Source organism: Salmonella enterica subsp. diarizonae (assembly GCF_008692785.1).
Lineage (GTDB): Bacteria > Pseudomonadota > Gammaproteobacteria > Enterobacterales > Enterobacteriaceae > Salmonella > Salmonella diarizonae.
On sequence record NZ_VXJV01000002.1, the window covers coordinates 544,031 to 567,372 of the forward strand.

Genomic DNA, 23,342 nt, shown 5'->3' on the forward strand with positions numbered 1-23,342 from the left:
ATGCAAACACAAAAACCTACGCTCGAACTGTTGACCTGTGATGCCGCCTACCGGGAAAACCCGACGGCGCTTTTTCACCAGGTTTGCGGCGACCGCCCGGCAACGCTGCTGCTGGAGTCCGCGGATATCGACAGTAAAGACGATTTAAAAAGCCTGCTGCTGGTGGATAGCGCGCTGCGCATTACCGCATTAGGTGACACCGTCACTATTCAGGCGTTGTCTGATAATGGCGCCTCGTTATTGCCGCTACTGGATACCGCCCTGCCCGCTGGCGTGGAGAACGAAGCCCTGCCTGCCGGTCGCGTCCTGCGCTTTCCGCCCGTCAGCCCATTATTAGATGAAGACGCCCGTTTATGCTCCCTGTCGGTATTTGATACGTTCCGCCTGATACAGGGGGTGGTGAACATACCGACACAAGAGCGGGAAGCTATGTTTTTCGGCGGTTTGTTTGCCTACGACCTGGTGGCTGGCTTTGAAGCGCTTCCACACCTTGAGGCTGGCAATAACTGCCCGGACTACTGCTTTTATTTAGCGGAAACGCTGATGGTGATAGATCATCAGAAAAAAAGCACCCGTATTCAGGCCAGTCTGTTCACCGCCAGCGACCGGGAAAAACAGCGCCTGAACGCCCGCCTGGCGTACCTTAGCCAACAGTTAACCCAGCCTGCGCCGCCGTTGCCGGTGACGCCGGTGCCGGACATGCGCTGCGAATGCAATCAGAGCGATGACGCGTTCGGCGCGGTTGTACGCCAGTTGCAAAAAGCCATCCGCGCGGGCGAGATATTTCAGGTGGTGCCGTCGCGCCGCTTTTCGCTGCCCTGCCCGTCGCCGTTGGCTGCCTACTACGTGCTGAAAAAGAGCAACCCCAGCCCGTATATGTTCTTTATGCAGGATAATGATTTCACGCTTTTCGGCGCGTCGCCGGAAAGTTCGCTGAAATATGACGCCGCCAGCCGTCAGATTGAGATTTACCCCATCGCGGGTACCCGTCCACGCGGTCGTCGCGCCGATGGTACGCTGGACAGAGATCTCGACAGCCGTATTGAGCTGGACATGCGTACCGACCATAAAGAGCTTTCCGAACATCTGATGCTGGTCGATCTGGCGCGCAATGACCTGGCGCGCATCTGTACGCCGGGCAGTCGCTACGTTGCCGATCTGACAAAAGTTGACCGCTACTCGTACGTGATGCATCTGGTTTCCCGGGTGGTGGGCGAACTGCGTCACGATCTCGACGCTCTGCACGCCTATCGCGCCTGCATGAACATGGGCACCCTGAGCGGCGCGCCGAAAGTACGCGCCATGCAATTGATTGCCGATGCGGAAGGACAGCGCCGCGGCAGCTATGGCGGCGCTGTCGGGTACTTCACCGCCCACGGCGATCTGGACACCTGTATTGTTATCCGCTCCGCGCTGGTGGAGAACGGTATCGCAACCGTGCAGGCGGGCGCCGGAATTGTGCTGGACTCTGTTGGGCAGTCTGAAGCCGATGAAACCCGTAATAAAGCGCGCGCCGTATTGCGTGCTATCGCCACCGCGCATCATGCACAGGAGACCTTCTGATGGCTGATATTCTGCTGCTCGATAACATCGACTCGTTTACCTGGAACCTGGCAGATCAGCTACGGACCAACGGTCATAACGTGGTGATTTACCGTAATCATATTCCGGCGCAGACGCTTATCGATCGCCTGGCGACGATGAAAAATCCGGTGCTAATGCTCTCCCCCGGCCCGGGCGTCCCCAGCGAGGCAGGCTGTATGCCGGAGCTGCTGACCCGACTACGCGGCAAGTTACCGATCATCGGCATTTGCCTGGGGCATCAGGCCATTGTCGAAGCTTACGGCGGTTATGTCGGTCAGGCGGGAGAAATCCTGCATGGCAAAGCCTCCAGCATTGAACATGACGGTCAGGCGATGTTCGCCGGTCTGGCGAATCCGCTGCCGGTCGCGCGTTATCATTCACTGGTCGGCAGTAATGTTCCTGCCGGGCTGACCATTAACGCCCATTTCAACGGCATGGTGATGGCGGTACGTCATGATGCGGATCGCGTTTGCGGTTTTCAATTCCATCCTGAGTCCATCCTGACAACACAGGGCGCGCGTCTGCTGGAGCAGACATTAGCCTGGGCGCAGCAAAAGCTGGAACCAACAAACACCCTGCAGCCGATTCTGGAGAAACTCTATCAGGCGCAAACTCTAACGCAACAAGAGAGCCATCAGTTGTTTTCGGCGGTCGTCCGCGGCGAACTTAAACCTGAACAGCTCGCCGCCGCGCTGGTGAGCATGAAAATTCGCGGCGAACATCCCAATGAAATTGCCGGCGCCGCCACTGCGCTGCTGGAAAATGCCGCCCCGTTCCCGCGCCCGGATTATCTGTTTGCGGATATCGTCGGTACCGGCGGAGACGGCAGTAACAGTATCAATATCTCTACCGCCAGCGCCTTTGTCGCGGCGGCCTGCGGAATGAAAGTGGCGAAACACGGCAACCGCAGCGTGTCCAGCAAATCGGGATCATCCGATCTGTTGGCGGCGTTCGGTATTAATCTGGATATGAACGCCGATAAATCACGTCAGGCGTTAGATGAACTGGGCGTCTGTTTCCTGTTCGCGCCGAAATATCACACCGGATTCCGTCACGCGATGCCGGTTCGCCAACAGTTAAAAACGCGAACCCTGTTCAACGTACTCGGCCCGCTGATCAACCCGGCGCATCCGCCGCTGGCGTTGATTGGCGTCTACAGCCCGGAACTGGTGCTGCCGATTGCGGAAACCTTACGGGTATTGGGCTATCAGCGCGCGGCAGTGGTACACAGCGGCGGCATGGATGAGGTTTCGCTCCATGCGCCGACGATTGTCGCGGAGCTGCATGACGGCGAAATTAAAAGCTATCAACTTACGGCGGAGGATTTTGGCCTGACGCCTTACCATCAGGAGCAGTTGGCTGGCGGCACGCCGGAAGAAAACCGTGACATTCTGACGCGGTTATTACAAGGTAAAGGCGACGCCGCGCATGAGGCTGCCGTCGCCGCCAACGTGGCGATGCTGATGCGTCTGCATGGTCAGGAAGATCTCAAAGCCAATGCGCAAACCGTGCTTGATGTTCTACGCAACGGCACCGCATATGACAGAGTCACCGCACTGGCGGCAAGAGGGTAAATAATGCAAACCGTTTTAGCGAAAATCGTCGCAGACAAGGCGATTTGGGTAGAAGCCCGCAAACAGCAACAGCCGCTGGCCAGTTTTCAAAATGAGATCCAGCCAAGTACACGCCATTTTTATGATGCGCTCCAGGGCGCGCGTACCGCCTTTATTCTGGAGTGTAAGAAAGCATCTCCATCAAAAGGTGTGATTCGCGATGATTTCGATCCGGCGCGTATTGCCAGTACTTATAAACATTACGCCTCGGCAATCTCGGTTCTCACCGATGAAAAATATTTCCAGGGGAGCTTCGATTTTCTGCCGGTCGTTAGCCAAAGTGCGCCGCAGCCGATTCTGTGTAAGGATTTTATTATCGATCCCTATCAGATCTACCTTGCCCGTTACTATCAGGCCGATGCCTGTTTACTGATGCTCTCAGTTCTGGATGACGAGCAGTATCGCCAACTCTCCGCCGTCGCGCACAGTCTGAAAATGGGCGTACTCACGGAAGTCAGTAATGACGTAGAACGGGAGCGCGCGATGGCATTAGGCGCAAAAGTGGTAGGTATCAACAATCGCGATCTGCGCGATCTGTCGATTGATTTGAATCGCACCCGCCAGCTGGCGCCAAGACTGGGCCACGGCGTGACTGTCATCAGCGAGTCCGGGATTAACACCTACGGTCAGGTACGCGAGCTGAGCCATTTCGCCAACGGTTTTTTAATTGGTTCCGCGTTAATGGCGCATGACGATCTTAACGCCGCCGTCCGTCGCGTGCTGCTTGGCGAGAATAAAGTCTGCGGCCTGACCCGCGCCCAGGACGCCAAAGCCGCCTATGACGCTGGCGCCGTCTACGGCGGACTGATTTTCGCTCCCGCCTCGCCTCGTGTCGTCAATATCGACCAGGCGCGGGAGACGATCGCCGCTGCGCCATTGCAGTACGTCGGCGTTTTCCAGAACGCTGATATCGCCGATGTTTGCCAGAAAGCCGCCGTCCTGTCGCTTTCTGCCGTACAGCTACATGGCAGCGAAGACCAGGCGTATATCAACGCATTGCGCGAGGCGTTGCCGCGCGATGTGCAAATCTGGAAAGCGCTGAGCGTCGGCGATACCCTTCCCGCGCGCGATTATCACCATGTCGATAAATACATTTTCGACAATGGACAAGGCGGCAGCGGACAACGCTTCGATTGGTCGCTACTACAGGGGCAACCGCTGGATAATGTTTTACTGGCGGGCGGACTGGCGGCCGATAACTGCGTCCAGGCGGCGCAAGTCGGCTGTGCCGGTCTCGATTTTAATTCTGGTGTGGAGTCACAGCCGGGCATCAAAGATGCTCGTCTTCTGGCCTCGGTTTTTCAGACACTGCGCGCATATTAAGGAAAAAACATGACAACACTTCTCAATCCCTACTTTGGTGAATTCGGCGGCATGTACGTGCCGCAGATCCTGATGCCTGCGCTGAACCAGCTTGAAGAGGCCTTCGTCAGCGCGCAAAAAGATCCTGAGTTTCAGGCGCAATTCGCCGATCTGCTAAAAAACTACGCGGGGCGCCCCACCGCACTGACGAAATGTCAGAACATTACCGCCGGTACGCGTACCACGTTGTATCTAAAGCGCGAAGATTTACTGCACGGCGGCGCGCACAAAACCAATCAGGTACTGGGTCAGGCACTGCTGGCTAAGCGGATGGGTAAAACCGAGATTATCGCTGAAACCGGCGCCGGTCAGCACGGCGTCGCCTCCGCGCTCGCCAGCGCCCTGCTGGGTCTGAAATGCCGTATTTATATGGGCGCTAAAGACGTTGAGCGCCAGTCGCCGAACGTCTTCCGTATGCGTCTGATGGGCGCTGAGGTAATCCCGGTTCATAGCGGTTCCTCCACGCTAAAAGATGCCTGCAACGAGGCGTTGCGCGACTGGTCCGGTAGTTACGAAACCGCGCACTATATGCTCGGTACGGCGGCAGGCCCGCATCCCTATCCCACCATCGTTCGCGAGTTCCAACGCATGATTGGCGAAGAGACGAAAGCGCAAATCCTCGACAAAGAGGGCCGTCTGCCAGACGCCGTTATCGCTTGCGTCGGCGGCGGGTCAAACGCTATCGGGATGTTTGCGGATTTTATTAATGATACCAGCGTCGGGCTGATAGGCGTTGAACCGGGCGGCCACGGTATTGAAACCGGCGAGCATGGCGCGCCGCTTAAACATGGTCGCGTTGGCATCTATTTCGGTATGAAAGCGCCGATGATGCAGACAGCAGACGGGCAAATTGAAGAGTCCTATTCCATTTCCGCCGGGCTCGATTTCCCGTCCGTTGGGCCGCAACATGCGCACCTGAACAGCATCGGACGCGCGGATTATGTCTCCATTACCGATGATGAAGCGCTGGAAGCATTCAAAACGTTGTGCCGCCATGAGGGAATTATCCCGGCGCTGGAATCCTCCCACGCGTTGGCGCACGCTCTGAAAATGATGCGCGAGCAGCCGGAAAAAGAGCAACTACTGGTGGTCAATCTCTCTGGCCGCGGCGATAAAGACATCTTTACCGTACACGATATCCTGAAAGCGCGAGGGGAAATCTGATGGAACACTACGAAAAATTATTTGCACAGCTCAACGATCGCCGGGAAGGCGCCTTTGTCCCCTTCGTGACCCTGGGCGACCCTGGCATTGAACAGTCACTGAAAATTATCGACACGCTGATTGACGCTGGCGCCGATGCTCTGGAGTTAGGGGTTCCCTTCTCCGATCCGCTGGCCGATGGCCCCACTATCCAGAATGCGAACTTACGCGCCTTTGCCGCTGGCGTCACGCCAGCTCAGTGCTTTGAAATGCTGGCGCTGATTCGTGAAAAACACCCGACCATTCCGATTGGCCTGCTAATGTACGCCAACCTGGTGTTCAATAACGGCATAGATGCGTTTTATGCCCGTTGTGAACAGGTTGGCGTAGATTCCGTGCTGGTCGCGGACGTCCCGGTTGAAGAATCGGCCCCCTTCCGCCAGGCGGCATTACGACATAATATCGCGCCGATCTTCATCTGCCCGCCAAATGCGGATGATGATCTTCTGCGCCAGATCGCATCTTACGGCCGCGGTTATACCTACCTGCTTTCCCGCTCGGGCGTCACCGGCGCAGAAAACCGTGGCGCATTGCCGTTGCATCATCTCCTTGAGAAGCTTAAAGAGTACCATGCCGCGCCTGCGTTACAGGGCTTCGGCATCTCCTCGCCGGAACAGGTGTCTGCGGCCATTCGTGCCGGGGCGGCTGGCGCAATCTCCGGTTCAGCCATTGTCAACATTATCGAGAAAAACCACTCGTCTTCAGAGCAGATGTTGGCGGAACTCAGGTCCTTTGTCTCAGCCATGAAAGCCGCCAGTCGCGTATAACGAGTAAAGCCGTCAGCATAACGCTGGCGGCTTAATTATTGGTTGTGCTGAGCCATAGCCATGCTTCAGAAGTACATCATCAATCTTTTTGGTGATATTCTCTGTCTGGCTTTCAGAAAGTCTGAAGCGAAGTTTTGCTAAGAAAACTCCTAATCACGCCGATAAATTTATCGTTTTCACGTCAGTTTCCCCTTCTTTATGTAAAGAAATGTCAGCAAACGATACGTTAATGTTTCTATTGCCGCAGATAGTGACTCTTGTTATTAATAGCAATGCAAAGCATTTTCTGTTAAATCGCTTATTCTAAAAGAAAATATAGAATATATTATCACTAAACCTGTTTTTATACGTTATTTACGTGGTAAATCACAACTAATTCCGCCAATTTGACTAATCGGCTTAACCAACTAATTTTAATAGGGTGTCGACACGGTTAAAAACCGAATTTTTCAGTAATCAACGAGACAGGAGAAATAATATGGCCGAACATCGTGGTGGTTCAGGAAATTTCGCCGAAAATCGTGAGAAAGCATCTGAAGCAGGCCGCAAAGGCGGTCAACATAGCGGTGGGAATTTCAAAAACGATCCGCAACGAGCTTCTGAAGCCGGTAAAAAAGGTGGCCAGAATAGTCACGGCGGACGTAAATCCGATAATTCCTGATTTACTGTAACGTAAATATATCGCGTGATTTTATCAAGAAATCTGCGAGTCTTCTGGCTCGCAGTATTTTGCCCAGGAGAGTTAGATTTATGAATATCAAAACCGTTGAAGACCTTTTTATCCATCTACTTTCAGACACCTATAGTGCAGAAAAACAATTAACCAAGGCTCTTTCTAAACTTGCCAGAGCCACCTCTAATGAAAAATTAAGCCAGGCCTTTCATTCTCATCTTGAAGAAACCCAGGGTCAGATTGAACGTATTGATCAGATCGTCGAATCTGAATCTGGCATTAAACTGAAAAGAATGAAATGCGTCGCTATGGAAGGGCTGATTGAAGAAGCCAATGAAGTCATCGAAAGTACGGAGAAAAATGAAGTACGCGATGCAGCGCTTATCGCCGCGGCGCAAAAAGTCGAGCATTACGAAATCGCCAGCTACGGCACGCTAGCCACCCTGGCCGAGCAGCTCGGCTATAGCAAGGCATTAAAACTGCTCAAAGAAACCCTCGACGAGGAAAAACAAACTGATTTAAAACTTACCGATTTAGCAGTCAGCAATGTTAATAAAAGTGCTGAACGCAAATCGAAATAATATTTTTAATTATCAGCTTGCATGATTCCGATTTTATTATCGGAGCAGATTATCACGCATTGAGGAATTTAAAATGAATTATACTGAACATTATCATGACTGGCTTCGTGACGCCCATGCCATGGAAAAACAGGCAGAATCGATGCTTGAATCTATGGCCAGCCGTATTGAAAATTATCCTGATATAAAAGCCAGAATTGAACAACATATTAGTGAAACCAAACATCAAATTACCATGCTCGAGGAAGTGTTGGACCGTAATGGCATTTCCCGTTCGGTGTTGAAAGACTCCATGAGTAAAATGGCAGCAATGGGGCAATCTATCGGTGGCATGTTCCCTTCCGATGAAATTGTCAAAGGCTCAATTAGCGGTTATGTTTTCGAGCAGTTCGAAATTGCTTGTTATACCTCCCTGCTGGCGGCGGCAAAAAAAGCGGGCGATACCGCTTCAATTCCGACGATTGAAGCCATTCTGAAAGAAGAAATGCAAATGGCTGACTGGCTTATCAAACATATTCCGCAGACTACGGAACAATTTTTACTGCGATCTGAAGCAGATGGCGTTGAAGCCAAGAAATAAATAATAAGCAGGAGGCAATATGTTTCGACACGTAAAACAACTTCAATATACAGTGCGAGTAAGCGAGCCTAATCCTGGATTAGCGAACCTGCTGCTGGAACAGTTTGGCGGCCCGCAGGGCGAACTGGCGGCTGCATGTCGCTATTTCACTCAAGGTTTAAGCGATGATGATGCCGGTCGTAGAGAGATGTTAATGGACATCGCCACCGAAGAACTGAGTCATCTGGAAATTATCGGCTCACTGGTAGGGATGCTTAACAAAGGCGCTAAAGGCGAGCTGGCGGAAGGCACCGAAAGCGAAGCGGAACTTTATCGCTCGCTGACGCAGAATGGTAATGACAGCCATATCACCTCTCTGCTGTATGGCGGCGGCCCTGCGTTAACGAACTCCGGCGGCGTACCGTGGACTGCGGCTTATATTGATACTATCGGCGAAGTCACAGCCGATCTACGCTCAAACATCGCGGCAGAGGCGCGAGCGAAGATTATTTATGAACGCCTGATTAATCTGACCGACGATCCTGGCGTAAAAGACACGCTCAGCTTCTTAATGACCCGTGAAGTCGCGCACCAGCTCTCTTTTGAAAAGGCGCTGTATTCGATTCGTAACAACTTCCCGCCGGGTAAATTACCGCCGGTAGAACAGTATACCGACGTGTACTACAACATGTCGCAAGGCGACGATCCGCGAGGTAGCTGGAATAGCGATGAGAACTTCAACTATGTCGCAGAACCGATGCCTGCTGTTGATGGCGGCGATGGCCTGGCGACAGTGAAATTGCCGCGCGAGCAGTTGGCGCTGCTCAAAGCGATGGCAGAAAGAACGAAATCGGACCCCACCGTTGATCCTCTCACTGGCGCAGAACTAGGCTGCGGCGAACCGAAAGAAGACAAGTGAGTTCCGACAAGTAAAATCCGTGTGTCATGTCCTTTTTTGACCCCGCCTGGCGGGGTCTTTTTTCGTCACAACATCACGCGATTAGAAACGATAGCCTGCCGAGAACATAAATACCCATGGGTCCAGACGCACGCTGTCATGATGCTGAACGCCGCCCATTTTATAATTGGCGGTAGTATCAATATCCATGTACCAGACAGAGGCGCCAATTAACCAGTCGCGGTTAATCAGGTAATCTACCCCAACTTGCCCTGCCGCGCCCCAGGAATCCTTAAAGCTCAGATCGGACAGCCCGGCATTTTTACCATTATCGTTGAAGTCGTTATCGAAGAAGGTGGTGTAATTCACCCCTACGCCGACATAAGGACGCACTTTGCTGCTGGAATCGCCGAAGTACCACTGCGCCATTAACGTTGGCGGTAACAGGTGAACCGTGGCGATATCGCCCGTCGTGCCCGTACCCACCTTATGGCGGAACGGCGTGGCCGCCAGCAATTCAACCCCGATATTGTCCGTCGCCATGTAAGTGAATGTCAGGCCGAGTTGCGTGTTATTACTCACATCAAACCCGTTTAAATGCCCCAGCGTACCACCCGCCCCTTCTGTAGGTCTGACGGTTGCCGGGCCTGCGCGCATAAAGAATTCTCCGGCTTCGTGCGCGTACGCGCTGCCTGAGAGAAGAGTTGTTAATGCCAGTGCCGCCACTGTGAATTTTTTCATACCCGCTCCATCGTTATGGTTATAAAAGCGTGATGAATATACCCACAATGAAGTAATAAGTGATCTAACACAGATCACATTTGTTCTTATAATTTAACATTTATTGATCCAGATTAATTTAGAACTTGCATTAAAAATCCTGGTTATAGGAATTCAGATCAATTTTGACATATTCACGCTATGCAAATATTTGCCTGCTCCTGTTGCCCTGGCGATAAAGGCTGGCTAAGGTAATCAATGTTCCGCAATGGCGCGTGGCGTTAAGATTCGCGAACACTGCGGGACAGATTAATTTCCGTTGTAATCTATTGATACGTGAGTTTTTTGCAGGTGAGTCATGAGCATTCTTAACCCATGCATGACATGCGGTGCCTGTTGTGCCTGTTTTCGTGTCTCTTTTTACTGGGCTGAAGGCGACGATGCCAGCGGACGCGTTCCGGCGTCATTAACCGAACCTGTTACCCCTTTTTTACGTTGTATGGCCGGCATCAACCATAAACAGCCGCACTGTAAAGCACTACCTGGAACACCGGGCGACAACGTCAGTTGCGCTATTTATGAAAACCGCCCTTCAACCTGTCGTGAATTTTCGAGATCGGGCGAAGGAGGCGAAGTGAATGAGGCGTGTAATCGCGCCCGCACGCGATACAGATTACCGCCGCTTTACAAAGATATGCTTTTCCATACAACTGCTGATACTGCCACTGTAGAGTTATCCAGGGTACAATTGCCCGCAAATTAACACCTGCAAAACTCAAGGAGAGTGCATGTCTATCACGGCGAAGTCCGTTTACCGTGACGCCGGAAATTTTTTCCGAAATCAATTTATTACTATCTTGCTGGTTTCGTTGCTGTGCGCATTTATCACGGTGATCTTAGGTCATGCCTTTTCGCCCAGCGATGCGCAAATCGCGCAACTCAGTGAAGGAGAACATTTGGCAGGCAGCGCTGGCCTGTTTGAGCTGGTACAAAATATGACGCCGGAGCAGCAGCAAATCCTGTTGCGCGCGTCTGCCGCCTCGACGTTTTCCGGGCTTATCGGCAACGCTATTCTGGCTGGCGGTATCATCCTGATGATTCAGTTAGTTTCAGCGGGACATCGGGTTAGCGCGCTGCGCGCTATCGGTGCCAGCGCCCCTGCATTACCTAAACTGTTTATTCTCATTTTTCTCACTACCCTGTTAGTGCAAATCGGTATAATGCTGATTGTCGTTCCGGGGATTATTATGGCCATTGTGCTGGCGCTTGCGCCAGTGATGTTGGTTGAAGAGAAAATGGGCGTGTTTGCCGCAATGCGCAATAGTATGCGTTTGGCCTGGGCTAACATGAGACTGGTCGCGCCTGCGGTGATAGGCTGGTTACTGGCTAAAACATTGCTATTGTTATTCGCGCCCAGCTTCGCTGTACTGACCCCAAATGTAGGCGCTGTACTGGCGAATACGTTGAGCAATCTGATTTCCGCAGTATTGCTTATCTACTTATTCCGCCTGTATATGTTGATTCGCCAATAATCCGCAATGCGCCGTTACGCGGCGCATTCGACGCTCGTTGATGATGGAATCGAAGAATGAAGCAGTTTCTGGATTTTTTACCGCTGGTTGTCTTTTTTGCGTTTTATAAACTTTATGACATCTATGCGGCGACCTCCGCACTGATTGTCGCGACGGCAATCGTGCTGATTTATAGCTGGGTACGCTATCGGAAAATAGAGAAGATGGCGCTGATTACCTTTGTTCTGGTTGCCGTCTTCGGCGGTCTGACGCTCTTTTTCCATAACGATGAGTTTATTAAATGGAAGGTGACAGTTATTTATGCGCTGTTCGCCGGCGCGCTGTTAATAAGCCAGTGGGTGATGAAAAAACCGTTAATCCAACGTATGTTAGGTAAAGAACTGGCACTGCCGCAACAGGTCTGGTCAAAGCTGAACCTGGCATGGGCGCTGTTTTTTATTGTGTGCGGTCTGGCTAACATTTATATCGCCTTCTGGTTGCCGCAAAATATCTGGGTCAACTTTAAGGTCTTCGGACTCACGGCGCTGACGCTCATTTTTACCCTGCTGAGCGGTGTCTATATCTACCGGCATCTGCCACAGGAAGATAAATCATAATCCTCCCGTGACTTATCGCCAGACTGAGAACGTCTGGCGATATTTTCTCCACCTTTACGCCCTGCACTTTCCCTTCAGTACCTTTATTCCCACTATTCTCCACACAAAATTCATAGTAGCATCGCGGCTGTAATTTTTTCTGATAGTCGGTTTACAATGACAATAATGGATAATACCCCTAAGGGCGAGCTGGTTTTACGTACATTGGCCATGCCTGCCGATACCAATGCAAACGGCGATATTTTTGGCGGCTGGCTGATGTCGCAAATGGATATTGGCGGCGCGATACTGGCCAAAGAGATCGCGCACGGTCGGGTTGTCACCGTTCGCGTGGAAGGAATGACATTTCTGCGCCCCGTCGCGGTTGGCGATGTCGTATGCTGCTACGCGCGCTGCGTTAAACGCGGTACGACGTCTGTTAGCATCAATATTGAAGTCTGGGTGAAAAAAGTGGCGTCAGAACCGATTGGACAGCGCTACAAGGCCACCGAGGCGCTGTTCATTTATGTTGCCGTCGATCCGGACGGTAAACCCCGCCCGCTCCCGGTTCAGGGTTAAGTATGCCCGTCAGGTAACATACTTACACCGCCAGCAGGTGATGTTATATTCCCGCTGGCGGCACCAGAGTTACTCAATCTGCGCCGTACCGTTCAGACGGAAGATAATATTGACCACCAGCCCGGAACCCGGCTTGCCTGCTTCATAGTGCCATTTGCGCATCGCATTCTTAACTTCACGCTCAAACATATTGGCTGGCTGTGCGGACAGAATCTGTACATTCTCCACTCGCCCGGCAGAGGTCACGTCAAACTTCACCTTTACCCGTCCTTCAATGCGTAACGCCTGCGCCCGCGCCGGATACTGCGGCTGGTTACGGCTCAGAGCGCGAGGTCCGGCCGGCACGCTCACCGCAGGCTTGCTGGTCGCCGACGCGGTGCTGCTTGTTGAGCGCGCTGGCGTGGTATTTTCAAAGGGTGAGGCTGGACGCGGCGTGGCCGGTTTGACTTCGCGCTTCGGCTGCTCTTCAACCTTTTTCACCGGCTTCGGTTTCGGCTTGGGTTTTGGCTTAGGTTTGGGTTTCTCAATTACCACGGGCGCTTCTTTAGGCGGTTCAGGGATCGGCTCTGGCTCCGGTTCTGGTTCAACCACCGGCTCCGGCGGCGGCTGAACCGCCTGGGGCGGCTCCAGGTCGGCGGGTGAAACCATTGTCACCGTGATAGGCTGCGCTGGCGCAGGCAATTCAATAACCTGATGTACCGAGGTATAGAGCAAACCTGCCACTACAGCACCATGAATGCCTACGGAAAGTAACGTCGGCCAGGGAAAGCGACGAGGTAAATCAAGGGTCATTGAAGTCATAATCGTTTCAGTTGAAAAACCAGAGCTGAATTTTAAATGCAAATAGCAATCATATTCAATAAGGCATTGCCGATAGAGGCATTTAAAAGATGATATCGTACATAAACACCACAAAATGTGCATGTTTAACAAAGTCGTTATCTTTACATTGCAGTCAAATGCCCTTTCCAATAACGTAATCAGCGACTTTTACCGATTAAGGAGCTCTACCCGTGCTGTATGTCATTTACGCTCAGGATAATGCCAACTCGCTTGAAAAACGCCTCTCGGTACGGCCAGCGCATCTGGCGCGCCTGCAACTTCTGCATGATGAAGGGCGATTATTAACTGCCGGACCGATGCCCGCGGTGGACAGCAACGATCCTGGGGTAGCCGGATTTACCGGGTCAACGGTGATCGCTGAATTTGAATCTTTAGAAGCGGCGCAATCCTGGGCTGATGCGGACCCCTACGTCGCAGCGGGCGTCTATGCGCAGGTTTCGGTCAAACCGTATAAGAAGGTTTTTTAAAAAGAAGGGTCTGTTGGGCACCGCATACGGTGCCCTTTCTGGCTTACACACCGTGAATCGCAAAGAGTAATGAATTACGCTGACGATTAAAGATACATTTCCTGATGGTATGGATACGCATATTACGGCGTGATTGCCCTTCAAGCCAACGCGCTTTACGGCGGCCAGCCTGACGTAGCATTCGCCAGCGCCCCACTTCCGTTCTACTACGCTTCATGTTTACGACTCTCACTGTAACAGAAGCGCCATTATACCCCCTCGCAGGATGCAGACCAGCGCTTTTCCCGTGTTTTTATTTGCCATGTGAATCCTGACGCGTAAACTCTTAACAACACGCTTTCTAAAGGATTTTTAAAGTTATGACAACCTTCTACACCGTGGTGAGTTGGCTGGTCATTTTGGGATACTGGGTTCTCATTGCCGGCGTCACATTACGTATTCTAATGAAACGGCGCGCAGTTCCCTCCGCAATGGCCTGGTTGTTAATCATCTATATCCTTCCGCTGGTCGGGATCATCGCCTATTTGTCCGTTGGCGAATTGCATTTAGGTAAACGTCGCGCCGAGCGTGCCCGCGCTATGTGGCCGTCTACCGCCAAATGGCTCAATGACCTCAAAGCCTGCAAACACATTTTCGCGCAAGAAAACAGTAGCGTCGCATCGTCCTTGTTTAAGCTGTGCGAACGACGTCAGGGGATTGCGGGCGTCAAAGGCAACCAGTTGCAATTGCTTACCGACTCCGATGATGTCATGCAGGCGCTTATTCGCGATATCCAACTGGCGCGGCATAATATCGAAATGGTGTTTTACATCTGGCAACCAGGCGGCATGGCGGATCAGGTCGCTGAATCGTTAATGGCCGCCGCCCGCCGCGGCATCCACTGCCGGCTTATGCTGGATTCCGCGGGTAGCGTCGCTTTCTTCCGCAGCCCCTGGGCGGCCATGATGCGTAACGCTGGCATTGAAGTCGTAGAAGCGCTGAAGGTGAATCTGATGCGCGTCTTTTTACGCCGTATGGATCTTCGCCAGCACCGTAAAATGGTGATGATTGACAATTACATCGCCTATACCGGCAGTATGAATATGGTAGACCCGCGTTTTTTCAAACAGGATGCTGGCGTTGGGCAATGGGTTGATTTGATGGCGCGGATGGAGGGCCCCGTCGCGACAGCAATGGGGATAGTTTACTCCTGCGATTGGGAGATCGAGACGGGTAAACGCATTCTGCCTCCCCCGCCGGATGTGAATATTATGCCGTTTGAGCAGGCCAGCGGGCATACCATTCATACCATTGCCTCCGGTCCTGGCTTTCCGGAAGATCTCATTCACCAGGCATTATTAACCGCCACCTATGCCGCGCGTGAATATTTAATTATGACCACGCCATACTTCGTCCCCAGCGACGATCTGCTGCATGCCATTTGCACCGCCGCGCAGCGTGGCGTGGACGTAAGTATTATCCTGCCCCGTAAAAATGATTCACTGCTCGTCGGCTGGGCCAGTCGCGCCTTTTTCAGCGAGTTACTGGCGGCGGGCGTGAAAATCTATCAGTTCGAAGGCGGACTGTTGCATACCAAAAGCGTGCTGGTCGATGGCGAACTGAGCCTGGTCGGTACCGTGAATCTCGACATGCGTAGCCTGTGGCTTAATTTCGAGATTACGCTGGTCATTGATGATACGGGTTTCGGCGCCGATCTGGCTGCGGTGCAGGACGATTATATTTCGCGCTCCCGCCTGTTAGATGCGCGTTTGTGGGTAAAACGTCCGCTATGGCAGCGGATTACCGAGCGATTGTTTTACTTCTTTAGTCCATTGCTGTAAAACGTGACCAACATGAGTAAACAGGTAGTCACTATGGAAATGGATCTGAACAATCGCCTGACTGAAGACGAAACGCTTGAGCAGGCTTACGATATTTTTCTTGAGCTGGCAGCGGATAATCTTGATCCGGCTGACATCATTCTGTTCAATTTGCAATTCGAAGAGCGCGGCGGCGCGGAATTGTTTGATCCGGCAGAAGACTGGCAAGAGCACGTCGATTTTGACCTGAATCCAGACTTTTTTGCCGAGGTAGTTATTGGCCTGGCGGATACCGAAGACGGCGAAATTAACGACATTTTCGCCCGCGTTCTGCTGTGCCGGGAAAAGGACCACAAGCTGTGCCATATTCTCTGGCGCGAATAAGCGGTTCAGGCCGGATGGCGTCTGATTGCGCCCTCCGGCAAGCGTACTTAATCCGGTAGCTTACTGCCGCATCGGTTACAATATTGCGCGCTATGTTCATGCTGGCTTTGCTGGCACTGCGGACATTTTCGCTGCCAGTGACGTTTCTGAAACGCGCTGCTCATGTGCGTGGTAATCAGTCCTGTAGGAATCGCAATCACCGAATAACCAATCAAAATAAGCACCGACGCGACAATACGTCCCAGCGGCGTATGCGGCGTAATATCACCATACCCCACGGTTGTGACTGTCACTATCGCCCAATACACCGAGGCATTAAGCGTCGTGAAGCCATATTTCGGTCCCTCAATAAGATACATCAGGGCACCGAAAATAATCATCACGATCGCAATAAATGAATAGAACAGAATAAGCTGATGACGCGCGCTAATAATGGCGCTCCAGAATACCCGCAGGGATGGCATAAAGCGTAGGAGTTTAAGAATGCGCAGCACGCGAATCGCTCGCATAGCGCGCCAGGCAAACATATAGTTCAGGCTAATTTCCGGCCACAGCCACATGACGTACAGCGGCAAAATCGTCACCAGATCAATAAATCCCCAGAAACTAAAAACGTATTGTGCCGGGGCGGGCCAGCTAAACAGTCTGAGCAAGTATTCGCCGGTAAAGATCAGGGTAATACAGAGCTCCAGCCAGACAAAAATATGCCATTCATCAAATGTCAGGTGATATTCCGTTCCTACGCCGGATTCAACAAAAATGACCAGTACGCTAAGCAGCGCAAACAGCGCGCATACCCCTTCAAAACGGCGGCCTGAGCGCGTAGTCAGATCGAACAGATTATGATAAAGACGACGGCGAACCGACGACAAAGAAAGTGACACGGTAACCTCACCTAAAAGAAGGGCTGACGAATTGTCAGCCCTTGCGATTATAACGGGTCTACTTTAAGGCAGGAAACGGCATGGCGAAAACTCCCTTCCAGCACCGGTCGCGTTTGCGCACATTCTGGTCCGGCTAGCGGACAGCGTGTACGGAACACGCAGCCGGAAGGCGGGTTAATGGGCGAAGGTAATTCGCCCTCCAGCAATTGTATCTTCTTATTTCGCTCCAGATCGGGATCGGGAATCGGTACCGCCGACATCAGCGCTTTGGTATAAGGATGTAGTGGATTATGGTACACCTCATCATAGGTGCCCAATTCTACCGCATGACCGAGATACATCACCAATACACGATCGGATATGTGCTTTACGACCGCCAGATCGTGCGCAATAAAAATCAACGACAGCCCCATCTCTCGCTGTAACTGCTGGAGCAAATTCACCACCTGCGCCTGAATAGAAACGTCCAGCGCCGACACCGGCTCATCGCAAATAATGAGCTTAGGTTCCAGGATCAACGCCCGGGCGATACCGATGCGCTGGCACTGCCCCCCGGAAAACTCATGGGGATAACGGTTGATGAGATTCGGCAGGAGCCCCACTTTCAGCATCATGGCTTTCACGCGGTCACGCACGTCCTGGCGCGAAAGCTTAGGATGATAAGTGCGCAGCGGTTCAGCGATAATTTCGCCAATCGTCATTCGCGGGTTAAGTGACGCCAGCGGGTCCTGGAAAATCATCTGGATATCGCTGCGCACCGCGCGCCACTCATCCGCTCTCATGCCCAGCAGATCTTTCCCCAGCCAGGCGACTTTACCGTCTGTCGCTTTCACCAGACCAATAATGGCACGCGCAAACGTCGATTTACCGCAGCCGGATTCGCCCACCACGCCCAGCGTTTCGCCTTCATACAGACGTAGCGTAACGCCATCCACCGCTTTCAGGGTTTTCGGCGGTTGCCAGAACCATTGCTTTCCTTCTTTGATATCGAAATGTACTTTCAGATCGGCGATTTCGAGGAGGACTTTACGTTGTTCAATCACAGCACTCATAGCAGTTCCTCCACCGGTTTAAAACAGGCGCGCAACCGACCAGGACTGAACGCTTCAAGTGGCGGCGCATTATTGCAGATCTCCATCGCATGAGGACAACGCGGCTGGAACGGACAACCTTTAGGCAAACGCAATAAATTGGGAGGGTTGCCCGGAATCGTCAACATTTCCTCCCCTTCGCCATCCAGACGCGGCACCGCATTAAGCAGGCCGATCGAATACGGATGAACGGGCTGATAAAAGACATCGCGCGCCTTACCGTATTCCATTGTACGCCCGGCATACATCACCAGGACCTTATCGCAAATGCCTGCGACCACGCCCAGATCATGGGTAATCATGATAATGGCGGTATTAAATTCGCGCTTTAGCTCATTAAGCAAGGTCATAATCTGCGCCTGCACGGTAACATCAAGCGCGGTGGTAGGCTCATCGGCAATAAGCAGTTTCGGCCTGCACAACAGCGCCATCGCAATCATCACACGTTGACGCATTCCGCCGGAAAATTCGTGCGGGTACATTTTCATCCGTTTGCGCGCTTCCGGCATTTTTACGGCATCCAACATTCTGACGGACTCTTCAAAAGCTTCCGCTTTGCTCATCCCTTTATGCAGCATCAGGACTTCCATTAACTGCTCCCCAACGCGCATATAAGGATTTAGCGAGGTCATCGGGTCCTGAAAAATCATCGAAATCTGTTCCGCGCGCAACGTATTCAGTTCGCGTTCAGGTAGATTAAGAATTTCACGTCCGTTGAAGGTCGCAGAACCGCCGATTCGGCCATTAGTCGCCAGCAATCCCATTAATGCGAACGCAGTTTGCGATTTCCCCGATCCAGACTCGCCAACAATGCCTAACGTTTCTCCGGCGTGAAGCGTAAAGTTCAGATCGTTGACCGCCGTTACATCGCCATCAGGCGTGGTGAACGTGACACGAAGATCGTTTACCTCCAGCAGTACATTCGCCGGTTGCTGCGCCTGAGTCACGCTTGCAGTTTCTGATAAGCTCATGGCTGTACTCCTTAACGATCTTTCGGGTCGAGGGCATCACGCAGGCCATCGCCAATAAAGTTAAAACAGAATAACGTCACCACGAGAAAGCCAGCCGGAAACAGCAGCAGCCACGGTGAGACTTCCATTGAATTCGCGCCATCGCTCAACAACGCTCCCCAACTACTTAACGGCTCCTGCGTCCCAAGCCCCAGGAAACTGAGGAAAGACTCAAACAGAATCATGCTGGGTACCAGCAACGACGCATACACTACCACTACGCCCAGGACGTTAGGCACAATATGGCGGATCACAATGCTGGCGGTCGACACACCGCCAACCTGCGCGGCTTCGATGAACTCTTTACGTTTAAGACTTAGGGTTTGACCACGCACGATACGCGCCATATCAAGCCAGGAGACCATGCCGATGGCGACGAAAATCAACAGAATGTTCTGTCCAAAGAACGTCACCAGCAAAATAACAAAGAACATAAACGGGAACGAGTTGAGGATCTCCAGCAGACGCATCATCACGGAATCAATTTTGCCGCCCAGATACCCGGACAGCGAGCCATACAGCGTTCCGACAATGACCGCCACCAGCGCGGCGGCAATACCGACCATCAATGAGATACGCCCGCCGATGGCAACGCGTACCAGCAGATCGCGCCCGGAAGAGTCAGTGCCGAAATAGTGGCCGGACGCCATATCCGGCGCGCTGGACATCATGCCCCAGTCGGTATCGAAATAGGTAAATTGCGACAGCATAGGCGCCACTGTCACGAATAAGGCAATCAGGAACAGGACAATAAGACTGGCCACCGCCGCGCGGTTATGCATAAAGCGTCGGCGGGCATCCTGCCAAAGGCTACGGCCTTCCACCTCCAGCTTTTCACTGAAATTTTCCAGCGTCTCGCTGTTTTTCTTACTTAACATCATCGCGAGCTCCAGTATCAGTAGCGAATTTTCGGGTCGATAACGGCATAGAGCACATCGACAATGGCGTTAAACAATATGGTCAGCGCCCCGACTAAAATGGTCAAACTTAACACCAGCGAGTAATCGCGGTTGAGCGCGCCATTAACGAAAAGCTGCCCAATGCCCGGTAAGCCATAAATAGTTTCAATCACCATTGAGCCGGTAATAATGCCGACAAAGGCTGGCCCCATATAGGATAAAACCGGCAGCAGCGCAGGTTTTAACGCATGGCGGAAGATGATTCTGCGCATCGGTAATCCTTTTGCCCGCGCGGTACGAATAAAGTTCGAATGCAGAACTTCAATCATTGAGCCGCGCGTAATACGAGCGATGCTGGCAATATAGGCCAGTGAAAGCGCGACCATAGGCAGGATCATAAATTTTAACGCCCCGCCGTTCCAGCCGCCGCCAGGCAGCCATTGCAAGGTTATCGCAAAGACCATCACCAGTAACGGCGCCACCACAAAACTGGGGATAACGACGCCGGTCATGGCAAATCCCATGACCGTATAATCCCATCGCGTATTTTGCTTTAGCGCGGCAATCACGCCAGCGCTGACGCCAATAATGACCGCCAGCAAAAAAGCGGCGGCGCCAAGTTTCGCCGAAACGGGGAAACTGGCGGCAACCAGATCGTTGACCGTGTAATCTTTGTATTTAAATGAGGGTCCAAAATCGCCATGCGCCAACTGTTTCAAATAGCTGAAGTACTGCGTCATGATGGGATCGTTCAGATGATATTTTGCTTCAATATTGGCCAGTACTTCCGGTGGCAATGCGCGCTCGCCGGTAAAAGGACTGCCCGGCGCGAGGCGCATCATAAAGAAAGAGATGGTAATAAGAATAAATAGCGTCGGAATCGCTTCCAGACAGCGGCGTAAAATAAATTTCAACATTGCCCGTACCTTCTGGCGTGTGCCTTTACTTCCCGGGCGTGACAAACAGGTCCGCCAGGGAAAGTTATAGTGCGATGAAAAAAGACACCATGGGACAACCACTGTTGTCCCATGTCTTGCCATTAATGTTTGATAATATATAAATTTTTCACATAGATATTATCCAGCGGGTCTTTACCGGTATACCCGCCCACCCAGGGTTTCACCAGGCGCGCGTTAACGTAGTAATACACCGGCACAATGGCGGAGTCTTTATCTAACTGCTGCTCCGCTTTAGCGTACAGTTCACTGCGCGTCGCGTCGTCCGTCACCTTCAGCGTGTCGGCAATCAGCTTGTCAAACGCAGGGCTCTTGTAATGCGCAGTATTGTTTGAACTGTCGGATAACATGGTGTTGAGGAATGAGGTCGGTTCATTATAATCTGCGCACCACCCGGCTCTCGCAACATCAAACGTGCCCTGATGCCGGGTGTCCAGGAAGGTTTTCCATTCCTGATTCTCCAGCTTCACATTGGCGCCCAGATTTTTCTTCCAGATAGACGCCACGGCAATCGCCAGTTTTTTATGCAGATCGGAGGTATTATACAGCAGGTCGAATGTTAAGGGCTTATCCGCCGTAAAGCCGGCTTCAGCCAACAATTTCTTCGCTTCTTCGTTACGTTTTTCCTGGGACCATTTGAACCACTCAGGCTCTACCAGTTTCGCGCCATCGGTATACGGCGGCGTGTAGCTATAAGCGGGTAAATCGCCCTGATTTTTAACCTTATTAACAATAATATCGCGATCTAACGCCAGTTTCAGCGCGGTACGCACGCGGACATCGTTAAACGGCGCTTTTTGGTTATTAATTTCGTAATAATAGGTACACAAATAAGGGTCTACACGGACTTCATTCGGGATCTCTTTTTTCAGTTTCTGGAATAACTCGATCGGCATGTTGTTATAAGTCATGTCGATCTCGCCGCTGCGATAGCGGTTCACATCCGTCACTTCCGAAGAGATAGGCAAATAAGTCACCTGATTGATGACAGTTTTGTCGTTATCCCAGTATTGCGGGTTACGTTCCAGCACGATACGTTCGTTCACTACCCAGTTTTTTAACTTATAGGCACCGTTGGTGACAATATTGGCTGGTTGCGTCCATTTATCCCCAAATTTTTCGACCGCTGATTTTGGTACAGGAGACACTGAAGGGTGAACCAACAATTTGTAGAAATAAGGCACCGGCTCACTTAAGGTCACTTCAAAGGTGTGATCATCAAGCGCTTTTACCCCCAGATCGGTGGCGGGTTTTTTACCGGCGATAATATCATCAATATTAGCAATATGACCGTATTGCAGATAGCTGGCGTACGGCGATGCCGTATTAGGATCGGCCAGGCGTTGCCAGCTATAAACAAAATCATGGGCGGTGACGGGCGTACCGTCTGACCATTTCGCATTTTTACGCAGATGGAATGTCCAGACTTTAAAATCCTTATTTTCCCATTTTTCCGCAACGCCCGGTGAAGGATGTCCCTCTACATCGCTAATTAATAAGCCTTCGAAGAGGTCACGGTTGACGTTCGATTCCGGCACGCCTTCAATTTTATGCGGGTCGAGAGACTGCACTTCCGAGCCATTATTACGTACCAACGTTTGCTTGTCGGCTAACTGAACGCCGGCGGGCACGTCTGCCGCAGTCGCGGCGCTGGCGGCGATGAGCGCAGTGAGTATTCCCGCTGCAATCAAACTTTTTTTCGTGATGTTAGACATTGTGTTTGTACTCCACTCATTATAATTACTGGTTTTTACCAGCCTGTTTAATCCCGTCAGGGTTCCTGTACAGCACTGGTGGTGTACTGCCAGGTCTGTCACTGCTTTTGCTATCACCGACTTTATTTATTCTGACGATTCGTTCGATCGCCTTTCGTCGATTCGGTATACGACGTACCTGCCCACGTCGCACGTTATTCCTGACAACCATCTAAATGAAAATAGTTATCAACAATGTAAAATCTTCTGCAAAATGTTTGGCCGGAAAGTATCAAATGCGTTTCTGAACCGCCAATTCATTTTACAAATTTGTTAACCAATTCTCTTTTATGGAAAATTCTCTGCCCCGAAAAACGGCTAAAAAATGTTAAAAAATTTTAATTTATTATTTTTAATCAATGAGTTGGTAGAAAAACCTCTCTTTATCACTCTGTAGTGATATGCTCGCCTCAAAAAAAACACACAAATTTAACAAATGCTCATTATTTAGCACATTAATCTAGGATGGCGCTGAAACAACTAATAACATTTCAATAATCCTTCATCAAGCCCCAGAGTATGATGTGAATAAAATAACAGACGCACCGCTTCTCACGGACTGAGTAATGTTCATAATGATTTGATTAATAAAAATAAATAGCATTAGGC

General features: G+C 51.5%; 25 protein-coding genes. 16 read left to right on the top strand and 9 right to left on the bottom strand.

Translation table 11 applies throughout. The features are described from left to right. The 9 genes from F4V72_RS06655 (at position 1) to F4V72_RS06695 (ending at position 9,261) form a co-directional block, all read left to right on the top strand. Positions 1-1,563 (top strand): anthranilate synthase component 1, encoded by a 1,563-nt coding sequence (locus F4V72_RS06655; RefSeq protein WP_053507929.1) that lies wholly within the window; start codon positions 1-3, stop codon positions 1,561-1,563. Beyond that, positions 1,563-3,158, top strand: coding sequence for a bifunctional anthranilate synthase glutamate amidotransferase component TrpG/anthranilate phosphoribosyltransferase TrpD (gene trpD, locus F4V72_RS06660; RefSeq protein ID WP_023246924.1), 1,596 nt, complete (start codon positions 1,563-1,565; stop codon positions 3,156-3,158). The genes F4V72_RS06655 and trpD overlap by 1 nt, the downstream gene beginning before the upstream one ends. A gap of 3 nt (positions 3,159-3,161) precedes the next feature. After that, entirely contained in the window at positions 3,162-4,520 is a 1,359-nt protein-coding gene (gene trpCF / locus F4V72_RS06665; protein ID WP_053507927.1) for a bifunctional indole-3-glycerol-phosphate synthase TrpC/phosphoribosylanthranilate isomerase TrpF, read from the top strand. Between the two features lie 9 nt (positions 4,521-4,529). Continuing rightward, on the top strand, positions 4,530-5,723 hold the full coding sequence (gene trpB / locus F4V72_RS06670; protein WP_023246926.1) for a tryptophan synthase subunit beta: 1,194 nt from the start codon (positions 4,530-4,532) through the stop codon (positions 5,721-5,723). Next, positions 5,723-6,529 (top strand): tryptophan synthase subunit alpha, encoded by an 807-nt coding sequence (gene trpA / locus F4V72_RS06675; protein ID WP_136058300.1) that lies wholly within the window; start codon positions 5,723-5,725, stop codon positions 6,527-6,529. Before trpB ends, trpA begins: the two co-directional genes overlap by 1 nt. Before the next feature lie 478 nt (positions 6,530-7,007). After that, entirely contained in the window at positions 7,008-7,190 is a 183-nt protein-coding gene (locus F4V72_RS06680) for a general stress protein (RefSeq protein WP_000807657.1), read from the top strand. Positions 7,191-7,279: 89 nt separating this feature from the next. Next, on the top strand, positions 7,280-7,783 hold the full coding sequence (locus F4V72_RS06685) for a ferritin-like domain-containing protein (protein WP_053529008.1): 504 nt from the start codon (positions 7,280-7,282) through the stop codon (positions 7,781-7,783). A gap of 73 nt (positions 7,784-7,856) precedes the next feature. Then, on the top strand, positions 7,857-8,363 hold the full coding sequence (locus F4V72_RS06690; protein WP_001109977.1) for a ferritin-like domain-containing protein: 507 nt from the start codon (positions 7,857-7,859) through the stop codon (positions 8,361-8,363). Positions 8,364-8,382: 19 nt separating this feature from the next. After that, complete coding sequence (locus F4V72_RS06695) at positions 8,383-9,261, top strand: manganese catalase family protein (RefSeq protein ID WP_000488353.1); 879 nt, start codon at positions 8,383-8,385, stop codon at positions 9,259-9,261. An 81-nt stretch (positions 9,262-9,342) separates the two neighbouring features. On the opposite strand, the gene ompW is transcribed toward F4V72_RS06695, so the two are convergent. Further along, positions 9,343-9,981: an outer membrane protein OmpW gene (gene ompW / locus F4V72_RS06700; protein WP_023246928.1), complete on the bottom strand. Its 639-nt coding sequence runs from the start codon at positions 9,979-9,981 to the stop codon at positions 9,343-9,345. A 337-nt stretch (positions 9,982-10,318) separates the two neighbouring features. On the opposite strand from ompW, the gene F4V72_RS06705 reads away from it, so the two are divergent. The 4 genes from F4V72_RS06705 (at position 10,319) to yciA (ending at position 12,646) form a co-directional block, all read left to right on the top strand. Further along, complete coding sequence (locus tag F4V72_RS06705; protein WP_136058301.1) at positions 10,319-10,723, top strand: YkgJ family cysteine cluster protein; 405 nt, start codon at positions 10,319-10,321, stop codon at positions 10,721-10,723. A gap of 25 nt (positions 10,724-10,748) precedes the next feature. Beyond that, entirely contained in the window at positions 10,749-11,492 is a 744-nt protein-coding gene (locus F4V72_RS06710) for a YciC family protein (protein ID WP_023246930.1), read from the top strand. Between the two features lie 56 nt (positions 11,493-11,548). Beyond that, complete coding sequence (locus F4V72_RS06715; protein WP_000808683.1) at positions 11,549-12,088, top strand: septation protein A; 540 nt, start codon at positions 11,549-11,551, stop codon at positions 12,086-12,088. Between the two features lie 156 nt (positions 12,089-12,244). Then, positions 12,245-12,646 carry an acyl-CoA thioester hydrolase YciA gene (yciA, locus tag F4V72_RS06720; RefSeq protein WP_053529005.1) on the top strand — a complete coding sequence of 134 codons (402 nt, stop codon included), beginning with the start codon at positions 12,245-12,247 and terminating at the stop codon, positions 12,644-12,646. 69 nt (positions 12,647-12,715) lie between these two features. Here yciA and tonB read toward each other — a convergent pair whose 3' ends face one another. Continuing rightward, on the bottom strand, positions 12,716-13,438 hold the full coding sequence (gene tonB / locus F4V72_RS06725) for a TonB system transport protein TonB (RefSeq protein WP_136058613.1): 723 nt from the start codon (positions 13,436-13,438) through the stop codon (positions 12,716-12,718). A gap of 221 nt (positions 13,439-13,659) precedes the next feature. Here tonB and F4V72_RS06730 point away from each other — a divergent pair, with 221 nt between their 5' ends. Further along, the gene (locus F4V72_RS06730; protein WP_023246932.1) at positions 13,660-13,956 is read left to right on the top strand and encodes a YciI family protein; all 297 of its coding nucleotides are present in this window, start codon (positions 13,660-13,662) and stop codon (positions 13,954-13,956) included. 43 nt (positions 13,957-13,999) lie between these two features. On the opposite strand, the gene F4V72_RS06735 is transcribed toward F4V72_RS06730, so the two are convergent. Continuing rightward, a complete protein-coding gene (locus F4V72_RS06735) occupies positions 14,000-14,173 on the bottom strand; it encodes a YciY family protein (protein ID WP_023180195.1) in 174 nt (57 codons plus the stop codon). A gap of 142 nt (positions 14,174-14,315) precedes the next feature. On the opposite strand from F4V72_RS06735, the gene cls reads away from it, so the two are divergent. Both cls and F4V72_RS06745 read left to right on the top strand, forming a co-directional pair. Next, complete coding sequence (gene cls / locus F4V72_RS06740; protein ID WP_000206886.1) at positions 14,316-15,776, top strand: cardiolipin synthase; 1,461 nt, start codon at positions 14,316-14,318, stop codon at positions 15,774-15,776. A gap of 33 nt (positions 15,777-15,809) precedes the next feature. Then, the gene (locus tag F4V72_RS06745; protein WP_000425070.1) at positions 15,810-16,139 is read left to right on the top strand and encodes an HI1450 family dsDNA-mimic protein; all 330 of its coding nucleotides are present in this window, start codon (positions 15,810-15,812) and stop codon (positions 16,137-16,139) included. A gap of 47 nt (positions 16,140-16,186) precedes the next feature. Here the strand turns inward: F4V72_RS06745 and F4V72_RS06750 are convergent, their stop codons facing one another. The 6 genes from F4V72_RS06750 to oppA all read right to left on the bottom strand — a co-directional run bounded on the left by F4V72_RS06750 (position 16,187) and on the right by oppA (position 22,694). Beyond that, on the bottom strand, positions 16,187-17,023 hold the full coding sequence (locus tag F4V72_RS06750) for an ion transporter (protein ID WP_023246933.1): 837 nt from the start codon (positions 17,021-17,023) through the stop codon (positions 16,187-16,189). Positions 17,024-17,070: 47 nt separating this feature from the next. Next, on the bottom strand, positions 17,071-18,075 hold the full coding sequence (oppF, locus tag F4V72_RS06755; protein WP_053507923.1) for a murein tripeptide/oligopeptide ABC transporter ATP-binding protein OppF: 1,005 nt from the start codon (positions 18,073-18,075) through the stop codon (positions 17,071-17,073). Next, positions 18,072-19,085, bottom strand: a complete 1,014-nt coding sequence (locus tag F4V72_RS06760) for an ABC transporter ATP-binding protein (RefSeq protein WP_079817681.1) — start codon at positions 19,083-19,085, stop codon at positions 18,072-18,074. Before F4V72_RS06760 ends, oppF begins: the two co-directional genes overlap by 4 nt. A gap of 11 nt (positions 19,086-19,096) precedes the next feature. After that, positions 19,097-20,005, bottom strand: coding sequence for an oligopeptide ABC transporter permease OppC (oppC, locus tag F4V72_RS06765; RefSeq protein WP_000979653.1), 909 nt, complete (start codon positions 20,003-20,005; stop codon positions 19,097-19,099). 14 nt (positions 20,006-20,019) lie between these two features. After that, positions 20,020-20,940 (bottom strand): oligopeptide ABC transporter permease OppB, encoded by a 921-nt coding sequence (gene oppB / locus F4V72_RS06770; RefSeq protein ID WP_000911097.1) that lies wholly within the window; start codon positions 20,938-20,940, stop codon positions 20,020-20,022. 122 nt (positions 20,941-21,062) lie between these two features. Further along, positions 21,063-22,694, bottom strand: coding sequence for an oligopeptide ABC transporter substrate-binding protein OppA (oppA, locus tag F4V72_RS06775; protein ID WP_053507921.1), 1,632 nt, complete (start codon positions 22,692-22,694; stop codon positions 21,063-21,065). Positions 22,695-23,342: the final 648 nt, after the last annotated feature.